The 16,680-nt window shown below is 67.0% G+C and carries 18 protein-coding genes and 1 tRNA gene; 9 read left to right on the top strand and 10 right to left on the bottom strand.

All coding sequences use genetic code 11. The features are described from left to right. Entirely contained in the window at positions 1-942 is a 942-nt protein-coding gene (locus tag M0208_RS07065; protein WP_258891015.1) for a nitronate monooxygenase family protein, read from the top strand. Then, entirely contained in the window at positions 935-1,723 is a 789-nt protein-coding gene (locus M0208_RS07060) for an enoyl-CoA hydratase/isomerase family protein (protein ID WP_258891014.1), read from the top strand. Before M0208_RS07065 ends, M0208_RS07060 begins: the two co-directional genes overlap by 8 nt. 129 nt (positions 1,724-1,852) lie before the next feature. Here M0208_RS07060 and M0208_RS07055 read toward each other — a convergent pair whose 3' ends face one another. Beyond that, complete coding sequence (locus M0208_RS07055; RefSeq protein WP_258891013.1) at positions 1,853-2,131, bottom strand: chorismate mutase; 279 nt, start codon at positions 2,129-2,131, stop codon at positions 1,853-1,855. Positions 2,132-2,198: 67 nt separating this feature from the next. Between M0208_RS07055 and M0208_RS07050 the strand changes: the two genes are divergently transcribed. Further along, the gene (locus tag M0208_RS07050) at positions 2,199-3,209 is read left to right on the top strand and encodes a polyprenyl synthetase family protein (protein WP_258891012.1); all 1,011 of its coding nucleotides are present in this window, start codon (positions 2,199-2,201) and stop codon (positions 3,207-3,209) included. 402 nt (positions 3,210-3,611) lie between these two features. On the opposite strand, the gene M0208_RS07045 is transcribed toward M0208_RS07050, so the two are convergent. Then, positions 3,612-4,607 (bottom strand): phosphatase PAP2 family protein, encoded by a 996-nt coding sequence (locus tag M0208_RS07045; protein WP_258891011.1) that lies wholly within the window; start codon positions 4,605-4,607, stop codon positions 3,612-3,614. A 380-nt stretch (positions 4,608-4,987) separates the two neighbouring features. Between M0208_RS07045 and M0208_RS07040 the strand changes: the two genes are divergently transcribed. After that, complete coding sequence (locus tag M0208_RS07040; protein WP_258891010.1) at positions 4,988-5,224, top strand: hypothetical protein; 237 nt, start codon at positions 4,988-4,990, stop codon at positions 5,222-5,224. A gap of 58 nt (positions 5,225-5,282) precedes the next feature. On the opposite strand, the gene M0208_RS07035 is transcribed toward M0208_RS07040, so the two are convergent. From M0208_RS07035 to M0208_RS07025, 3 genes are read right to left on the bottom strand one after another with little or no spacing between them, the layout of a single operon-like run. Further along, complete coding sequence (locus M0208_RS07035) at positions 5,283-6,215, bottom strand: cation diffusion facilitator family transporter (protein ID WP_258891009.1); 933 nt, start codon at positions 6,213-6,215, stop codon at positions 5,283-5,285. Further along, complete coding sequence (gene recN, locus M0208_RS07030; protein ID WP_258891008.1) at positions 6,215-7,876, bottom strand: DNA repair protein RecN; 1,662 nt, start codon at positions 7,874-7,876, stop codon at positions 6,215-6,217. The genes M0208_RS07035 and recN overlap by 1 nt, the downstream gene beginning before the upstream one ends. 58 nt (positions 7,877-7,934) lie before the next feature. Further along, positions 7,935-8,930 carry an outer membrane protein assembly factor BamD gene (locus M0208_RS07025; protein WP_258891007.1) on the bottom strand — a complete coding sequence of 332 codons (996 nt, stop codon included), beginning with the start codon at positions 8,928-8,930 and terminating at the stop codon, positions 7,935-7,937. Positions 8,931-9,044: 114 nt separating this feature from the next. On the opposite strand from M0208_RS07025, the gene M0208_RS07020 reads away from it, so the two are divergent. After that, positions 9,045-9,872, top strand: coding sequence for a class I mannose-6-phosphate isomerase (locus tag M0208_RS07020; RefSeq protein ID WP_258891006.1), 828 nt, complete (start codon positions 9,045-9,047; stop codon positions 9,870-9,872). Positions 9,873-9,969: 97 nt separating this feature from the next. Here M0208_RS07020 and M0208_RS07015 read toward each other — a convergent pair whose 3' ends face one another. Beyond that, positions 9,970-10,437, bottom strand: a complete 468-nt coding sequence (locus tag M0208_RS07015) for an OsmC family protein (protein ID WP_258891005.1) — start codon at positions 10,435-10,437, stop codon at positions 9,970-9,972. A 41-nt stretch (positions 10,438-10,478) separates the two neighbouring features. Between M0208_RS07015 and M0208_RS07010 the strand changes: the two genes are divergently transcribed. Continuing rightward, positions 10,479-11,705, top strand: a complete 1,227-nt coding sequence (locus M0208_RS07010) for a glycosyltransferase (protein ID WP_258891004.1) — start codon at positions 10,479-10,481, stop codon at positions 11,703-11,705. 53 nt (positions 11,706-11,758) lie between these two features. Here the strand turns inward: M0208_RS07010 and M0208_RS07005 are convergent, their stop codons facing one another. Genes M0208_RS07005 through yajC form a run of 4 tightly spaced genes read right to left on the bottom strand, consistent with a single transcriptional unit; the run spans position 11,759 to position 15,058 of the window. Further along, positions 11,759-12,127 carry an Mth938-like domain-containing protein gene (locus M0208_RS07005; protein WP_258891003.1) on the bottom strand — a complete coding sequence of 123 codons (369 nt, stop codon included), beginning with the start codon at positions 12,125-12,127 and terminating at the stop codon, positions 11,759-11,761. A 4-nt stretch (positions 12,128-12,131) separates the two neighbouring features. Continuing rightward, a complete protein-coding gene (gene secF / locus M0208_RS07000; RefSeq protein ID WP_258891002.1) occupies positions 12,132-13,100 on the bottom strand; it encodes a protein translocase subunit SecF in 969 nt (322 codons plus the stop codon). A gap of 13 nt (positions 13,101-13,113) precedes the next feature. Then, entirely contained in the window at positions 13,114-14,715 is a 1,602-nt protein-coding gene (gene secD, locus M0208_RS06995; RefSeq protein WP_258891001.1) for a protein translocase subunit SecD, read from the bottom strand. 1 nt (position 14,716) lies between these two features. Then, a complete protein-coding gene (gene yajC / locus M0208_RS06990) occupies positions 14,717-15,058 on the bottom strand; it encodes a preprotein translocase subunit YajC (protein ID WP_258893184.1) in 342 nt (113 codons plus the stop codon). A 135-nt stretch (positions 15,059-15,193) separates the two neighbouring features. Here yajC and M0208_RS06985 point away from each other — a divergent pair, with 135 nt between their 5' ends. The 3 genes from M0208_RS06985 to M0208_RS06975 all read left to right on the top strand — a co-directional run bounded on the left by M0208_RS06985 (position 15,194) and on the right by M0208_RS06975 (position 16,499). Further along, positions 15,194-15,505, top strand: a complete 312-nt coding sequence (locus tag M0208_RS06985) for a putative quinol monooxygenase (protein ID WP_258891000.1) — start codon at positions 15,194-15,196, stop codon at positions 15,503-15,505. Positions 15,506-15,584: 79 nt separating this feature from the next. Further along, positions 15,585-15,661: transfer RNA gene (locus tag M0208_RS06980), tRNA-Pro, on the top strand. Positions 15,662-15,719: 58 nt separating this feature from the next. Further along, the gene (locus M0208_RS06975; protein ID WP_258890999.1) at positions 15,720-16,499 is read left to right on the top strand and encodes a metallophosphoesterase; all 780 of its coding nucleotides are present in this window, start codon (positions 15,720-15,722) and stop codon (positions 16,497-16,499) included. Positions 16,500-16,680: the final 181 nt, after the last annotated feature.

The following is a 16,680-nucleotide window of genomic DNA, read 5'->3' as shown; positions in this document are numbered from 1 at the left end:
ATGGCGCTACGCACGCGCATCACCGATATGCTGGGGATCGAAAAGCCGATCATCCAGGCCGCGATGGGCTGGATCGCGCGGTCGCGATTGTCGTCCGCGGTGTCGAACGCGGGCGGGATGGGGATCATCGAAACGTCCTCGGGCGAACTCGACGCGGTGCGCGAAGAGATCGTCAAGATGCGGACCCTCACTGACAAACCGTTCGGCGTGAACGTCGCCCAGGCCTTCGTGCGCGACCCTGCGATCGTCCAGTTCGTGATCGATCAGGGCGTGAAGTTCGTCACCACCTCGGCCGGCGATCCGATGAAATATACCCGCATGCTGAAGGATGCGGGGCTGACTGTTTTCCACGTCGTCCCCAACCTCGCAGGAGCCTTGCGCGCGGTCGAGGCGGGGGTGGACGGCCTGATCGTCGAGGGCGGCGAGGGCGGGGGGTTCAAGAACCCGAAGGACGTGTCGACGATGGTGCTGGTGCCGCAGGTCGTCGCCGCGGTCGACGTGCCGGTTGTCGCGGCGGGCGGGATCATGGACGGCGCGTCGATGGCGGCGGCGTTCGCGCTGGGCGCGGAGGGCGTGCTGATGGGCACGCGCATCCTGTCCTCGGCCGAATGTCCGGTGCACGATAACTGGAAGCAGGCGATCATCGATGCCGATGCGACCGACACCGTGTTCCTCAACCGCAGCGGCCCCGGTCCGGCGCTCCGCGCGCTGCGGACCGAACGCACGACCCGGATCGAGAAAGAAGGATCGCCCAGCATCTTCGGCGAGTTCGCCGATACGCAGGCGGTGTATTTCGGCGGTGATCTGGAGGCCGGAATCGCGTTGACCGGACAAGTCGCGGGGCGGATCGACGCGGTGAAGCCGGTCGCGCAGATATTCGACGAGACGATGGCCGAATATGAAGCGGTCGTCGCGCGCATGGCGGGAGGATTGCATGGCTGACATCCGGTACGAGGTATCCGAACAGGTCGCGACGCTGACGCTCGACCGGCCGGAGCGGATGAATACGATTTCGGGGCCGATGCTCGACGAATTGTCGGAAAAGCTGCTGCGTGCGGGCGACGACCCGGCGGTGCGGGTGATCGTGCTGACCGGGACGGGCCGTGCGTTCTGCGCCGGGCTGGACCTGAATCAGGCGACGAAGGGTGAGGGGATCGGATCGTCCAGCGCGGCGTCACCCGCCACGATCGACCTGCGCAAAGCCCCGCCGACGGTGCTGGCCGCGCTCGACAAGCCGGTGATCTGTGCGCTGAACGGGTCGGCCGCGGGCTACGGGATGGACCTCGCACTCGGCTGCGACATTCGCGTGATGGCCGATGGGGCGAAGCTGGCCGCGGCGTTCGTGAAGCGCGGGATCGTGCCCGAATCGGGCGGCACGTGGTTTCTGCCGCGGATGCTGGGGTGGGCGAAGGCGGCGGAGATCATCTTCACCGGCCGCACGTTGCTTGCGGCTGATTGCGTGGCGGAGGGCTTGGTCAACGTCGTCGTGCCTGCTGATCAGGTGGCCGAGACGGCGCGCACGATGGCGTTGGAGATCGCCGCGAATGCGCCGCTGGCGGTGCAGGCGGCGAAGCGGATGATGCGAATGGGGATGGACGAGACGTTCGAGACGCACGTCCAGCATGTGTATCTGCAACTGCTCCCGTTGTTCCAGACGCAGGATTTCCGCGAGGGGATGATGAGCTTTCTGGAGAAGCGGGAAGCGCGGTTCGTGGGACGCTAAATCCTCCCCGGTACGGGGAGGTGGCAGCGCGAAGCGCTGACGGAGGGGTGTCACCCTCTCGATAGCGCTACACCCCTCCGTCAGGCCTTCGGCCCGCCACCTCCCCTTGCAGGGGAGGATTAGCGCGATCTAACCCCGCAACCGCTCATGGTGCCGGATCACCTCATCAATGATGAAGCGCAGGAATTTCTCGCTGAACTCCGGGTCCAGTTCGGCCTCCTCGGCCAGCCGCCGCAGCCGCGCGATCTGCGCGTCCTCCCGGCCCGGATCGGCGGCGGGCATGCCCGACTCCGCCTTGTGCCGTCCCACCGCCTGCGTCACCTTGAACCGTTCCGCCAGCAGGCAGACGAGCGCGGCGTCGATATTGTCGATGCTCTTCCGGTAACCCCGCAAAACGTCGTCCGGCATATGGTTGGCTCCCACGGTCGCTGCGGGACTTGCGTTGGACAAGGGGCGGGGCCAAAGCAAGCCGCAGATGACCGCCACCATCCACCGCCTAAATAACCGGGCACCGTCGCTCGAGCCGATGATCCAGCTTGTCGCGGGCGACATGAACCTGGTCAACGCTGCGATCCTGAACCGGATGCAGTCCGAAATCCCGCTGATTCCGGAGCTTGCCGGGCATCTGATCGCGGGCGGAGGGAAGCGGCTGCGCCCGATGCTGACGCTGGCGAGCGCGCGGTTGCTCGGCTATTCGGGGACGCGCCACCACCGGCTGGCCGCCGCGGTCGAATTCATCCATACCGCGACCTTGCTGCACGACGACGTGGTCGACGGCAGCGACCTGCGCCGCGGAAAGCGCACCGCCAACATCATCTGGGGCAATCCGGCGAGCGTGCTGGTCGGCGATTTCCTGTTCTCGCGGTCGTTTGAGCTGATGGTCGAGGACGGGAGTCTCAAGGTGCTGAAGATCCTGTCGAACGCCTCCGCGGTGATCGCGGAGGGCGAGGTGAACCAGCTGACCGCGGTGCGCCGGATCGACACCGGCGAGGACCGCTATCTCGACATCATCAACGCCAAGACCGCGGCGCTGTTCGCGGCGGCGTGCAAGATCGCCGCGGTGGTGGCGGAGCGGCCGGACAGCGAGGAAGCCGCGCTCGACGCCTATGGCCGCAATCTGGGGATCGCGTTCCAGCTGGTCGACGACGCGATCGACTACACGTCGGACGCGGGCACGATGGGCAAGGACGCGGGCGACGATTTCCGCGAGGGCAAGATGACGCTGCCGGTGATCCTGGCGTACGCGCGGGGATCGGAGGTCGACCGCAAGTTCTGGAAGGACGCGGTCGAGGGGCGGCGTGATTCGGACGAGGACTTCGCGCACGCGATTGGGCTGGTGCAGGCAAGCCGAGCCGTCGACGACACGATGGCCCGCGCGCGCCACTACGGCCAGCGCGCGATCGATGCGCTGGGCGTGTTCGGCGGCGGCAAGGCGAAGGACGCGATGGTCGAAGCGGTCGAGTTCGCGGTGGCGCGGGCCTATTGAGCCGCTGCGCGGCCCAACAGGCCCGCGGGGCCGACGGGTCGGCGAACGGCCGACCCGTCCGACGACGGCTTCGCCGTCGGCGTGTTTCCGGCGGAAGGTTAGGCTAAGGTTAGGCCAAGAACGCGTTTTCTCGCGCTTCCAACCCTTCCCCTAAAGCGGAGGGGCTTTGCGTGCATCTGACCGTCACGACCCGCGAATGTTGAGAATGTTGAGACGCTGGCGCTGTTTTCGTCGCGAATGTTGAGAGCACCGATCGGCGCGCTCACGTGGAAGGTAATCGACGAAGTGAAAGAGCGTTCGGCAGTCGGCGAGTCCTACCAGATCGGAACCATGTAGGAAAATGCAACGACCGGCGCGATTGCATCCGCGTCACTCGGCTCCCGTGGGTCCGTAGTCCGACGATCACACGTGCTTTCTTCGCCTTTGCCACCCTGCCCATAGCCATGGTGATTTACGGCCTGTCGATTCTGCTCGCGGCCGCGCCGGAACATCCAATGGCCGGTCGCTGACTTTGATCGCCGCGACCGCAAGCAAGAGGCCGGCCGCGGTATCGACCAGATAGTGGCTGCCGACGGTCGGGGTGCTGGCGACCATCGCTACGTTCAGCACGACGAACGGCGCGGCGACGGGGCGGGGGAGCGCCAGCGCGGCCCAGCCCAGCAACACCGCGCCCGCGGTGTGAAAGCTGGGAAAGGCGACCAGACCGGTCAAATTCGCCGCACCGATCGTGGAGAGCGATCCGTCGCGCAGTCCCGCCAGCACCTGCGGCGCATGCCAGCCGGGGGCGGCGGCGGTCAGCAGGTCGCTGGACGCCGGGGTGAAGCCGAAATGCACGTAGGGGCCAAGCGCCGCGACGAACGGAAAGATCGCCGCGCAGACGATCAGCGCGAAGGTCCAGCCGAACACCAGACGCGACAACCGCTCGGTGCGGCCGGTGGCGGCAAGCAACGCGACCAGCACGAAGGGCTGCCACCCCAGCGTGCCGTACGCGCCGCGCAGCAACGACGACAGCGTGGGCTGGCTCTCCATCCAGCGGTGCAGTGCGGGCCAGGCGGCGCCGAACAACAGAGTGTCGGCGCGCGCGAGGGCGGCGTCCTGCAACGGCAAGGCGCTGGTCGCGAACAATGCGGTAAGCACCGCCGTCGCGACGCTGCCCGCGAGCATCACGACACTGGCGTCGATACCCGCAGCAATGCGTCCAAAGCCGCGCCCGCGCGCCAGAAACGCGATCGCCAGCGCAAACGTCGCGACCGCGGCCACGGGGTTGAGGTCGGTCCCGTCATAGCCGAAGCTCAGCCACCAGCCGAGTGCCAGTGCGACCGCGTACATCGCCCCGACCAACCGCCAGGCGGCGGCGTGCGGCATGCGCTGGCCAGTGATGGGTGGAAGCGGCGGCATGATCGGTCGCGTTATGCCGCGATAGGGTTAAGGGTGGCTTTCGGCGCGGGGCGGCGTGATCGGCCGTACGGCGTGCCAAAGTTCACACAAGTTCACACGGTATGTGACCTCGGAGCGTTGTTCGCGCCCGACCAAGGCCCGCCAATGTCGAGAGCGCCGATCGACGTGCTCGCGCGGAAGGGATCGACGAAGTGAAAGAACGTTCGATAGCCAGCCAGCCCTAACCTAACAGGGTCGCATCGTGTAGGAAAACGTGATGACGGCTTTCGCCCACTTGCGGATACTCGACTTGAAGGGGCGCACTCCTGAAACTTGCCGTTGACCGCCGTAGCCTGCGGGACGCACTATGCCGACTGGACGCGCGTTAAAGGGCAATTGTGGTGTCACAAACCTACGACGGCTTCGGACGTGAAACAGACGAAATGGGGCACATCAAGGACCCCGCCGAGCGCTATCAGGTATTCATGCTAGGGCTTTACGACATGCTCGCCGATGCTGGCGACTACGGCTACTCACCGGACGCTTGTCAGATGCTGGATCAAGCTCGCTTAGCCTTCATGGATGAGTTCGAGGCGCGTCACCCCGGTTACGGAAAAGGCCGAGCCGTGTGGCGCTGATTGCCTAATTCTCCCGATAGCTGCCGGTCCGTTTTCCACCAACATCGGCCATAGTCCCTCAGCCCGCTCCAACCCCACACCCCGCCCCATCCGTCTCCACCTGCAACGTCGCGTGGCCGATCGCGAAGCGGGCGTGGAGCATTGCCTGTGCTTCGTTCAGAAACGCGTCGCCGGGATGGCCGGCGGGCATCAGGAGGTGGGCGGTCAGGACGGGTTCGGTGGTGGACATTGGCCAGATGTGGAGGTGGTGGACGCGGGCGACGCCCGGAAGCTCCCCCAGCGCCGCCAGCACCGCGTCGTAATCGATCCCGCGCGGGACGGCGTTGAGCGCCATTTCGGTCGTTTCGCGGAGCAGGCCCCAGGTCTGCCAGAAGATCAGTGCGGCGATGACCAGGCTGACGACGGGGTCGATCCAGCCCGCGCCGGTCGCCCAGATCGCGATGCCTGCGACGACGACCCCCGCCGACACCGCTGCGTCGGCGGCCATGTGTAGGTATGCGCCGCGGATGTTGACGTCGCCCTTGCGCCCGCGCGCGAACATCAGCGCGGTGGCGGTGTTCACCAGGATGCCGATCGCGGCGATGGCGGAGACGGTCAGGCCGGGGATGGCGGCGGGCTGCCAGAAGCGCTGCACCGATTCGAGCACGATCGCGCCGAGCGCGACCAGCAACAGCAACGCATTGGCGAGCGCGGCGAGGATCGTCGAGCTTTTCAGGCCGTAGGTAAAGCGCTTCGACGGGCGCTTGCGCGCCAGCGTCGCGCCGCCCCATGCGACCGCTAAGCCGAGCACGTCGGACAAATTATGCCCCGCATCGGCCAGCAGCGCGACCGACCCGATCCACAGCCCCGCGCCGCCCTCGACCAGCACATAGGCAAGGTTCAGCGCGATGCCGATCGCGAAGGCGCGGTCCCAGCGTGCAGGGGCGTGGGAATGGCCGTGCGCGTGGCCGTGGTCATGCCCGTGCGCGTGGGTGTGCGCGTGCCCGCTCATCAGACGGTCTCCAGCAGGCGGTTGGCCTGCGCGCGGGCTTCGTCGGTGATCGACGCGCCCGACAGCATCCGCGCGATCTCTTCGCGGCGTTCGGCCACGCCCAGCGAACGGACGCCGGTGCGGGTGACGATGCCGTCGTGGCTCTTGGCGATCAGCAGATGCGCGCTCCCTCGCGCGGCGACCTGCGGGCTGTGCGTGACGACCAGCAACTGCGCGCGGGTCGCCAGCCGCGCGAGGCGTTCGCCGATCGCGGAGGCGACCGCGCCGCCGACGCCGCGGTCGATCTCGTCGAAGATCATCGTCGCCGCCCCGCCCTGTTCGGCCAGCGCGACCTTCAGCGCGAGGATGAAGCGCGACAATTCGCCGCCGCTGGCGATCTTCGTCAGCGGCGCGAACGGCGCGCCGGGGTTGGTCGAGATTTCGAATTCCACGCGGTCGCGGCCGGATGCGCCCCAGCCGTCCTCCGATGTCGGCGCGATGGCGGTGCGGAAACGTGCGGCATCCAGCTTCAGCGGCTTCAGTTCGCCCGCCACCGCGGCGTCGAGCCGTGCGGCGGCGGCGGTGCGCGCCTCGGTTAATGTAGTGGCGGCCTTGGTATAAGCAGCGCGCGTCGCAGCGACCTTCGCCTCCAGCGCGGCGATGCCTTCCTCGCCCGCGTCGAGCCGTTCGAGCTTGCCGCGCAGGTCGGCCGCCAGGTCCGCCAGATCGTCGGGCTGGACGCGGTGTTTGCGCGCCATCGCGCGCAGCTCGAACAGCCGCGTCTCGTCGTCGTCGAGCGCGTTGGGATCGAAGGCGAGCGCGTGGCGCGCCTCGATCAACCGCTCCTCCGCCACCGCGCCCTCGATCACCGCGCGGTCGACCGCGGCGAGCGCATCGGCGAGCGCCGCATGATCCGGCCCGATCCGATCGAGGATGCGCGCCGCCTGCCGCAAATGCGACAGCGCCCCGTCCGACCCCTCCAGATGCGCCTCCACCGCGCGCAGATCATCGGCGATCTTTTCGGATCGCTGCATCAGGCGGCGGCGGTCGGCGAGCGTTTCCTCTTCGCCGGGTTCGGGGGCGAGCTTGCCGAGCTCGGCGACCGCGTGTTCGAGCCATTCGCGGTCGCGCGCGGCGGTGTCGATTTCCGCGCGCGCCGTGGCCAAAGCGCCCTCCGCAGCGCGGAACGCGGTCCATGCCGTCGTGGTCGCGCTGGTGTCGATCCGCCCGAACGCGTCGAGCAACGCGCGATGGCCGGCGGGCGCGAGCAATCCGCGGTCGTCATGCTGGCCGTGGATCTCCACCAAATGGCGGCCCAATTCGCGGAGCAGCGCGGCGGAGGCGGGCTGATCGTTGACGAACCCGCGGCTGCCGCCGTCGGCCTTCACCAGCCGCCGGATCATCAGCGGCTCGCCGGGTTCGCGCTCCAGCCCGTTTTCCTCCAGCAACGCCCATGCGGGGGAGGCGTCGGGCAGGTCGAAGCTGGCGGTTACAGCTGCCTGCGTCGCACCGTGCCGCACCAGTCCGCTGTCGCCGCGCGCGCCGAGCGCCAGGCCAAGCGCATCGAGCAGGATCGATTTTCCCGCGCCGGTTTCGCCCGTCAGCACGCCCAGACCGGCGTGGAAATCGAGGTCCAGCGCCTCGATCAGGACGACGTCGCGAATGGCCAGCGCGGTCAGCATCGCGTTCGCCTAGCCGATTTTCGGAACGAGCGACACGTTTTGTTCCGTTGGGTGTACCCTAGCCGTTGGGCGAACCCGGTGGCGTGCCGGTCGGGGTCGTGGGTCTGGGGGTCGTGCCCGTGTTCGTGCCGCCAGCGCCGCCGCTGGTCGTCGCGGGCGTCGGCGCGCCCGGCGCATCGGCGGCGGGGGTGGGCGTGTCGGTGGTGCCGGGGATCGAGGTTGCGGGGCGGGTGCCGACCGGGATCACAGGCTGGCCCGGCGGCAGCGGGGCGATCGCCGTCACCGGATATTCGCGCATCAGTTTGTACGCGCGTTCGTACCAGTCGGTTTCGGGATAGTTCGCGCCGAGCACCGCCGCTGCCTTTTCCGCCTCGGGCCGCACGCCCAATGCGAGGTACGTCTCGGTCAGCCGCATCAGCGCCTCGGGCGTGTGCGTCGTCGTCTGGTAATTGTCGATGACCTTGCGGTAGCGCAGCGTCGCGGCGAGCCACTGGCCGCGGCGGCCGTAGAAACGCCCAACCTCCATCTCCTTGCCCGCCAGATGATCGCGCACCAGGTCTGTCTTCAGCCGCGCATCGGCGGCGTAGCGTGAATTGGGATAGCGGCGGACCAGTTCGCCCAGCGCATCCTGCGCCTGCGTCGTGATCTTCTGATCGCGGGTCACGTCGCTGATCTGTTCGTAATAACTGAGCGCGATGAGGTAATAAGCATAAGGCGCGTCGCGGTTGCCGGGATGGACCGACAGGAAGCGCTGCGCCGACTGGATCGATTCGGTGTAATCGCGGTTGAGGTAGTAACTGAACGCGCCCATCAGCTGCGCGCGGCGCGCCCAGACCGAATAGGGATGCTGGCGCTCGACCTCGTCGAACAATGCCGCCGCCTGCTTGTACTGACCCTTGTCGAGCCGTTCCTTCGCCGCGGTGTAGAGCGTACCCACGTCGCGCGCGACATAGGGCAGGTCGCCCTTGGCCGAATTGCGGGCGCAACCCGCGATCGGGAGCGCGAGGGCGGCGATCAGCGAGATCGCGAGCGGGCGGAACATGGTGGTACGCATCGAAGGCGCTCTTAGCGCAGACGCGCATATCGTAACAATGGCCTTCGCAACCGCAACCGACGCGTGCGGACAGCGTTTCGTCTGCTCGCTTCCTCGCATCGGACACGCACCGCCATGACCGCCACCTTGCTGACCACGAAACGCGTCGAAAAGCCGTGGGGCCGGCATACGCTGTATCCCGGCTTCCCCGATCCTGCGCCCGATGCCGAGCCGATCGGCGAAGTGTGGTTCGAGGCGCCGAAGGGCGTGCGCGATCCCGATTTGCTCATCAAATACCTGTTCACCAGCGAAAAACTGTCGGTGCAGGATCATCCGTCGGATGCCGAGGCGCAGAAACGCGGGCTGCCGCGCGGCAAGGACGAATGCTGGCTGATCCTGGACGCAGAACCCGATTCGACGATCGCGATCGGTCCCAAGGTGACGATGACCGCGGACGAATTGCGCGAATCGGCGCTGGACGGGTCGATCGAGGACAAGCTCGACTGGAAAAGCGTGAAGGCGGGTGAATTCTATTATTCGCATTCGGGCGTGATCCATGCGATCGGCGCGGGGCTGACCGTGATCGAGGTGCAGCAGAATTCGGACACGACGTACCGGCTGTACGATTACGGCCGCCCGCGCGAACTGCATCTGGACGACGGCGTCGCGGTGGCGGACCTGGAGCCGTGGGTCGCCCCGCCGATGCCGGGCGAAGTGAGCGAAGGCCGTACGATTTTGGTGGAAGGGCCGAAATTCGTGCTGGAGCGCTGGGGCGGCGGCACGCGTGACGTGGTGCTGCCCGAGGGCGTCGACGGCTGGCTGGTGCCGGTGAAGGGCGCGGGCACGATCGGCGGGATCGGCTGGATCGCCGGGCAATGCGTGCTGATCGACGGGACCGAGACGCTGGAGGCCGACGCGGGCAGCGATCTGTTGTTCGCGTATCCGGGTGATACGCGGATTTAGGAGCACCACCTCCGTTCGTGCTGAGCGAAGTCGAAGCACATGAGTCCCATGCCCTTCGACTTCGCTCAGGGCGAACGGGTTAGGTGCGCACGCGGATTTAGTTTTCCTCATACGTCGCCGCATAGTCGACTGGGAAATTCACCGATCGCGCGATGAAGCAGACGGCGTGGATGCGGTCGTGGATCGCGTCGGCTGTGGTCAGGTCGGTGCCGGCGGGCATGACGATGTGGGGTTTGAGCGTTGCGCGGAGGAAGCGGCCGGCGCCGTCGGGGGTGGTTTCCCCGACGCCGACGGGATCGTCGCGGTAGGATTGGACCGCGATCCCGGCTTCGCTGGCGAGGTGCAGATACCACAGCATGTGGCAGGCGGAGAGCGAGGACAGCAGCAGGTCTTCGGGGTTGGGCAGCGCCGGATCGCCGCCGAGCAGCGGATCGTTCGAGCAATGGATCGGCGGTTTGCCGGGTGTCGCGATCGTCCATGTGCGGTCGTAGGCGCGGTAGGCGCTGGTCCCGGTTCCGCGATTGCCGGTCCATTCAATGCGCGCGGTGTAGTTGTGCTGTGCCATCCGTACGGTCTTAACGAACGCGCGTTATAGCGCGAGCGGATATGCTGCGTGTGCTGACCTTGTCGACCCTGTTCCCCGATGTGACGCGGCCCAATTTCGGGGTGTTCGTCGAGCGGCAGACATTGGGGCTGGCGGCGCATCCCGATGTCGCGCTGACCGTCGTCGCGCCGGTCGGGCTGCCGCCGCGGCCGCTGTCCCGCCATGCGCATTATCACGGGCTGGCGGGGTTACCGGCGCGCGAGACGTGGAAGGGCCTGGACGTGCATCGTCCGCGGTTTCTGTCGGTGCCGGGGACGGGGGGGCGGTTTCATGCGGCGGCGCTGGCGCGCGCGGTGCGGCCGATCCTGACCGCGACGCCGGTCGATGTGATCGACGCGTCGTTCTTCTTTCCCGATGGGCCAGCGGCGGTGGCGTTGGGGCAGGAACTGGGCGTACCGGTGTCGATCAAGGCGCGCGGGGCGGATATCCATCATTGGGCGCGCGCGGCGGCGACTGCGGGGCAGGTGCGTGGCGCGGGGATGGCGGCGGACGGATTGCTGGCGGTGAGCGCGGCGATGCGCGACGACATGGCGGCGCTCGGCATCCCGGCGGAGAAGGTGCTGGCGCATCATACCGGGGTCGATCTCGATCGGTTCGCGCCGGTCGATCGGGTCGCGGCGAAGGCGGCGCTCGGGGTGACGGGGCCGCTGGTCGTGTCGGTCGGCGCGCTGATCCCGCGCAAGGGGCATGATCTGGTGATCGATGCCGTGGCGGGGCTGCCCGGCGTGACCTTGCTGATCGCGGGCGAGGGGGCTGAGCGGGAGGCGCTGGAGGCGCGGATCGCGCGGCTGGGACTGGCGGAGCGGGTGCGGTTGCTGGGGGCGGTGCCGCATGGGGAACTGCCCGCGTTGATCGGCGGGGCGGACGTGATGGCGCTGGCTTCTTCGTCCGAGGGGCTGGCGAATGCGTGGGTCGAGGCGCTGGCGTGCGGGACGCCGGTGGTGATTTCCGATGCGGGCGGGGCGCGCGAGGTGGTGACCGGGCGGGATGCCGGGCGGATCGTGGCGCGGGAGGCGGCGGCTGTTGCGGCCGGGATTGCGGAGGTGCTGGCCGATCCGCCGGGGCAGGGGGCGGTTCGGGCCGGTGCCGAGCGGTTTACATGGGAGGCGAATACGACGGCGTTGTATGCGCATTTGAAGGGGTTGGTTGAGATGCGGGGAACCCATCTAAATCCTCCCCTGCAAGGGGAGGTGGCGCGCAGCGCCGGAGGGGTATCGCCCTCTCGATAGCGTGTCACCCCTCCGTCAGGCTGCGCCTGCCACCTCCCCTTGCAGGGGAGGATTTATAGCAGCGGATACAGCGCCGCCGCCACCATCCGGCCTTCACCGCGCAGGACGGCCCAGGCGCGGGCGGCGGCGCGGCTGTCCATCGGATCGATGCCGATGTTCTTCGCCTCCAGCGCCCTCACCAGAGCGCGGGGCGGGCGGGCTAGGGTCGCGCCGGTGCCGAGCAGGATGAACTCAGGGCTTGAGCCGAGCAACGGCTCCAAGTCGTCGATCGTCAGCGCCTCCAGCGGCGGCGGGATCCACGAATCCGCGCGCGTCGGGGTCATCAGCAGCGCGGGGTAGTAACCGTCGTCGATGCGGAAACCGTTCGGCCCGATCGCGGCGATGATCGGGCCGTCGGTACGTCCCGCGCGATCCATCCGCATCGGATCAGCGCTCGGTACGCGGCCCGACGCGTTCGGCACCTGCGATCCCGCTGGCTTTCGCTCCCTCGGGCTGCGCGCGCAGGCCGAGCGTGATCAGCAGCGAGGACGAGACGTAGATCGATGAATAGGTGCCAACGACGATGCCCAGCGTCATCGCCGCGGTGAAGCCGCGCAGGACGTGCCCGCCGAGGAACAGCAGCGCCAGCAGCGCGAGCAGGATCGTGACCGAGGTCATCACGGTGCGCGGCAGCGTCTCGTTCACCGACAGGTTGATGATCTCGCGCATCTCCATCTTGCGGTAACGGCGCATGTTCTCGCGGATACGGTCGTCGATGACGATCTTGTCGTTGATCGAATAGCCGATGATGGTCAGCACCGCGGCGACGATGTTGAGGTCGAATTCGAACTGCGTCAGCGCGAAGAAACCGAGCGTCATCAACAGATCGTGGACGATGGCGACAATCGTCGACACGCCGAACTGCCATTCGAAGCGGAAGATCGCGAACAGGCCGATGCCGAGCACGGCCAGGACGACGGCGAGGATGCCGTTGCGGATCAGCTCGCCCGATACCTTGCCCGACACGGTCGAGTAGCGGAGGAACGTCGCGCCGGGGAATTCGCGGTTGAGCGCGGTTTCGACCTTCTTCACCGCGGCGTTGGTCGCGCCCTCGTCGCCGCCCGACTGGACGGGCAGGCGGATCGTGACCTGGTTGGCGACGCCGAACTGCTGCAGCGCAGCCTCGCCCACGCCCTGCGAATCGACGACGGCGCGCACGCGGTCGAGATCGGGGGGCGTGGCGAAGCGTTCCTCGATCATCAGCCCGCCTTCGAAATCGACGCCGAAGTTCAGGCCCTTGTACACCGTCAGGCCGACCGCGAGGACGGTCAGCAGCAGGGTCAGGCCGAACGCCCAGCCACGCAGCCGGACGAAATCGATGTTGGTGTCGTCGGGGACGAGTTTCAGGAGTTTCATGGTTCCGCTCGCCTCAGATATTGATCGTCTTGGGCTTGGCGCGGCGCAGCCAGCCCGCGACGAGCATCCGGGTGAAGGTCACCGCGGTGAACACGCTGGTCGCGATGCCGATCAGCAGGACGACAGCGAACCCCTTTACCGGGCCGGAGCCCAGCAGGAACATGATGATGCCCGAAATCGCGTGCGTCACGTTCGCCTCGAAGATCGTCCGGCTCGCTTCCTTGTAGCCCAGTTCGACCGACTGGACGATGCTGCGCCCACGGCGATGTTCTTCGCGGATGCGTTCGTTGATCAGCACGTTGCAGTCGACCGCGGTGCCGATCGTCAGGATGAACCCCGCGATCCCCGGCAACGTCAGCGTCCCGTTGATCAGCGACAATACGCCCAGAATGACGAAGACGTTGATGACGACCGCGAGGTTCGCATAGATGCCGAACCGCCCGTAGGTGACGAGCATGAACGCGACGACCAACGCGACCGCGACCGACGAGGCGAGGATGCCCGCGCGGATCGAGTCGGCACCCAGATCGGGGCCGACGGTCGATTCCTCCACCACCTTCAATGCGATCGGCAGCTTGCCCGAGCGGAGCGCGATGGCGAGTTCGTTCGCGCTTTGCGTCGTGAAGCTGCCGCTGATCGACGCGCGTCCGCCCAGGATCGGTTCGTTGATGTTGGGGGCGGAAATGACGCTGTTGTCGAGGATGATCGCGAACGGCTTGTTCGTATTCTCCTGCGTCACACGCGCGAAACGCCTGCCGCCCTGGCTGTCGAAGGTGATCGCGACCTGCGGCTCGTTCGTCTGTTGGTCGAATTCCTGCCGCGCATCGGTCAGCTGGTCGCCCGAGATGATCGTTGATCGCTTGACCGCGATGAACGGCACGCCCGACGGATTACCCGGATAGGGCAGTATCTGACTGCCGATCGGGGGACGGTTGCTGGTCAACTGCTCCGTCGTCGCGGTCTCGTCGACCAGCTTGAATTCGAGCTTCGCGGTCTTGCCGAGCAAGTCCTTCAGCGCCTGCGGGTTCTGGAGGCCGGGCACCTGCACGACGATGCGGTCGGTGCCCTGCCGCACGATCGTCGGTTCGCGCGTGCCGAGTTCGTCGATGCGGCGGCGGACGACTTCGGTCGCGTCGCCCATCGCGGTGTCGATCGCCTGCGTGATCCCCGCGCTGGTCGGGGTCAGGACGAAGCGGCTGGTGTCGACCACCGCAATGTCCCATTGGCGCTGCCCCGTCATGCCGGCGCCGGTGCCGGTGATCGACAACAGGCGTTCGCGCGCAGCATCGACCTGTGACGGATCACGCAGCAGGAACGACAGGCGGCCACCACGCGTGGAAATGTCGCCGATCTCGATCCGCGGATTCTGGCGGCGCATCTCGGTCGAAACCTGTTCGCGCATCGCCTCGATCCGGCTCGCGGCGACATCGTCGGTCTCGGCCTCGAGCAGCAGGTAGCTGCCGCCCGCCAGATCGAGCCCCAGATTGATCCGCGGCACCTTGAAGCCGAGATTGTCGGTCAGCCGGGCGGGCAGCAGGCTGGGGATCGCGAGCGCCACCAGCACCGCGAGAAATCCCCAGATCCAGACGACCTTCCAGCGCGGGAAGTCGAGCATCTCAGTCGTTCGCCGGTTTGGAACCGAGCGGCGTGATCTCGGACAGCGTCATCTTCACGACCTTCACGCGGGTATTCGGCGCGATCTCGACCTCGACGAACTTGTCCTCGACCTTGGTCACCTTGCCGAGCAGGCCGCCCGCGGTGACGACGCTGTCGCCCTTCTTCACCGCCGCGACCGACGCCTGCAGCGCCTTCATGCGGCGTTGCTGCGGGCGGATCATCAGGAAGTAGAAGACCACGAAGACGAGGAAGAGCGGCGCGAGGCTGAGGAACGACGAAAGTCCGCTCGACTGGGCGGCGGCGCCACCCGCGGCCTGCGCGTAAGCTGGGGAAATCACGATGCGACACCTTGCAACGATAGGGGCACGGACGCCGGAGAGACGTCCGTGTGAAGCGTGCGCCGCTACCATCCATGCGGGGTTGGCGCAACACGCGGCGCGCGGCTAAGCCGGGTGTGTTAGTGGAGAGGAAGACGCATGACGATTCTGGTGATGGGGCACGTGAAGCTGGCCAAGGGCGAGGGGGAGCGTGCGCGTCCAATCCTGACCGAGCATATGGCGGCGGTGGCGCAGGAGGAGGGGTGCGAGGAATATACCTTTTCCTTCGACGCGACCGACCCCGATCTGGTGCGTGTCGCCGAGCGGTGGACCTCGGCCGAGGCGCTGGCGGCGCACGGCCAAGCCGATCATCAGAAGGCGTTCGGACGTCGATTGCGCGAGTTTACGGTCGAATCGTCGAAGGTCGATGCGTGGGACGGGCAATTCTGGCGCAACCTGATCGGCGGCTAGTCGGGCTTGCGTCGCGGGCGCAGGGCGCGTAACGCGCCTCCCTCGGGACGTGAGGCCAATGGCGTCGCGTTCCGCCGGTCGGGGCGTAGCGCAGCCTGGTAGCGCATCACACTGGGGGTGTGGGGGTCGCAGGTTCGAATCCTGTCGCCCCGACCAATTTTTTCCGTAAAGGCGCGCGCATGGACCATATCGGGGCTGGCGCGTTGGTGTGCCGATGAAACTCTTCCATGTCAGCGATGTGCATTTCGGCGCCGAAGACCCCGCCGCAATCGCGTGGTTCGCCGATCTCGTCGCGAAGGAACGTCCTGACGCCGTCATCATGACCGGCGACCTGACGATGCGCGCGCGGGCGCACGAATTCGACGCGGGGGGCAAATGGCTCCGCGCGCTGAAGGTGCCGGTCACGATCGAGGTCGGCAATCACGACATTCCCTACTACTGGGATCCGCTGCGGCGCTTTCTCAGCCCCTACAAACGCTATGGCGCGGCCGAACGGATGATCGAACAGCCGCTCGACCTGCCGGGCGTTTCGATCATCCCGCTGAAGACCACCGCGCGCGCGCAGTGGCGTTGGAACTGGTCCAAGGGAAAGGTCAGCCCAAAGGCGCTGCAACGCGCGCTCGACCTGATCGCCGATGCGCCGAAGGACAATCTGATCTTCGTCGCGGGGCATCATCCGCTGATCGACGGCGGCGCGAAGGGCACGGCGAAGACGAAAAACGGCGACGAGGCGCTGGCCGCCCTTGCCGATGCGGGTGCGCACGCAATCCTCTCAGGCCACGTCCACGACCCCTTCGACATCGCGATCACGCGGACGGGGTGGACCGTGCGGCTGATCGGCGCGGGCACCTTGTCCAAGCGCATTCGGCACTCGCCGCCGGCGTTCAACGAGATTCGGGTGGACGGCGGGCGCTTCGAGACGTTGGTGCGGACCCTATCGGACGAGCCGAAGCACCACATCAGCGAGACGGTGGAGGCGGGGGCGACGGGGTAGGGAAAGATTGCTCGTAACTTCGTTGCCGCCCTTGCGGCATGGTGCGCCTATTCTGTTTGCGATGGATCTGAGGACGAAGATCGATACTTAAGCCTGTCCGACATATGCTGCTATTGGTAGTGGGAAGGGATGCTCGCACTCCTTCACAATAAGACGGTGCAATCGCTTAGCGGATGGGTCG

The sequence above is a fragment of the Sphingomonas sp. SUN019 genome (genome assembly GCF_024758705.1).
Lineage (GTDB): Bacteria > Pseudomonadota > Alphaproteobacteria > Sphingomonadales > Sphingomonadaceae > Sphingomonas.
This window is presented reverse-complemented; position numbering and strand designations above follow the sequence as displayed.

Excerpts from the sequence above, each read along its gene's own strand:
- M0208_RS07065 (WP_258891015.1), top strand. The coding sequence starts at position 1 with ATGGCGCTACGCACGCGCATCACCGATATGCTGGGGATCGAAAAGCCG.
- secD (WP_258891001.1), bottom strand. The coding sequence starts at position 14,715 with ATGCTCGACTTCCCGCGCTGGAAGGTCGTCTGGATCTGGGGATTTCTC.
- M0208_RS07045 (WP_258891011.1), bottom strand. The coding sequence starts at position 4,607 with ATGCCGCCGCTTCCACCCATCACTGGCCAGCGCATGCCGCACGCCGCC.
- M0208_RS07010 (WP_258891004.1), top strand. The coding sequence starts at position 10,479 with ATGCTGCGTGTGCTGACCTTGTCGACCCTGTTCCCCGATGTGACGCGG.
- secF (WP_258891002.1), bottom strand. The coding sequence starts at position 13,100 with ATGAAACTCCTGAAACTCGTCCCCGACGACACCAACATCGATTTCGTC.
- M0208_RS07025 (WP_258891007.1), bottom strand. The coding sequence starts at position 8,930 with ATGCGTACCACCATGTTCCGCCCGCTCGCGATCTCGCTGATCGCCGCC.
- M0208_RS06985 (WP_258891000.1), top strand. The coding sequence starts at position 15,194 with ATGACGATTCTGGTGATGGGGCACGTGAAGCTGGCCAAGGGCGAGGGG.
- M0208_RS06975 (WP_258890999.1), top strand. The coding sequence starts at position 15,720 with ATGAAACTCTTCCATGTCAGCGATGTGCATTTCGGCGCCGAAGACCCC.
- M0208_RS07020 (WP_258891006.1), top strand. The coding sequence starts at position 9,045 with ATGACCGCCACCTTGCTGACCACGAAACGCGTCGAAAAGCCGTGGGGC.
- recN (WP_258891008.1), bottom strand. The coding sequence starts at position 7,876 with ATGCTGACCGCGCTGGCCATTCGCGACGTCGTCCTGATCGAGGCGCTG.
- M0208_RS07035 (WP_258891009.1), bottom strand. The coding sequence starts at position 6,215 with ATGAGCGGGCACGCGCACACCCACGCGCACGGGCATGACCACGGCCAC.
- M0208_RS07050 (WP_258891012.1), top strand. The coding sequence starts at position 2,199 with ATGACCGCCACCATCCACCGCCTAAATAACCGGGCACCGTCGCTCGAG.
- M0208_RS07060 (WP_258891014.1), top strand. The coding sequence starts at position 935 with ATGGCTGACATCCGGTACGAGGTATCCGAACAGGTCGCGACGCTGACG.
- M0208_RS07005 (WP_258891003.1), bottom strand. The coding sequence starts at position 12,127 with ATGCGGATGGATCGCGCGGGACGTACCGACGGCCCGATCATCGCCGCG.
- M0208_RS07055 (WP_258891013.1), bottom strand. The coding sequence starts at position 2,131 with ATGCCGGACGACGTTTTGCGGGGTTACCGGAAGAGCATCGACAATATC.
- M0208_RS07015 (WP_258891005.1), bottom strand. The coding sequence starts at position 10,437 with ATGGCACAGCACAACTACACCGCGCGCATTGAATGGACCGGCAATCGC.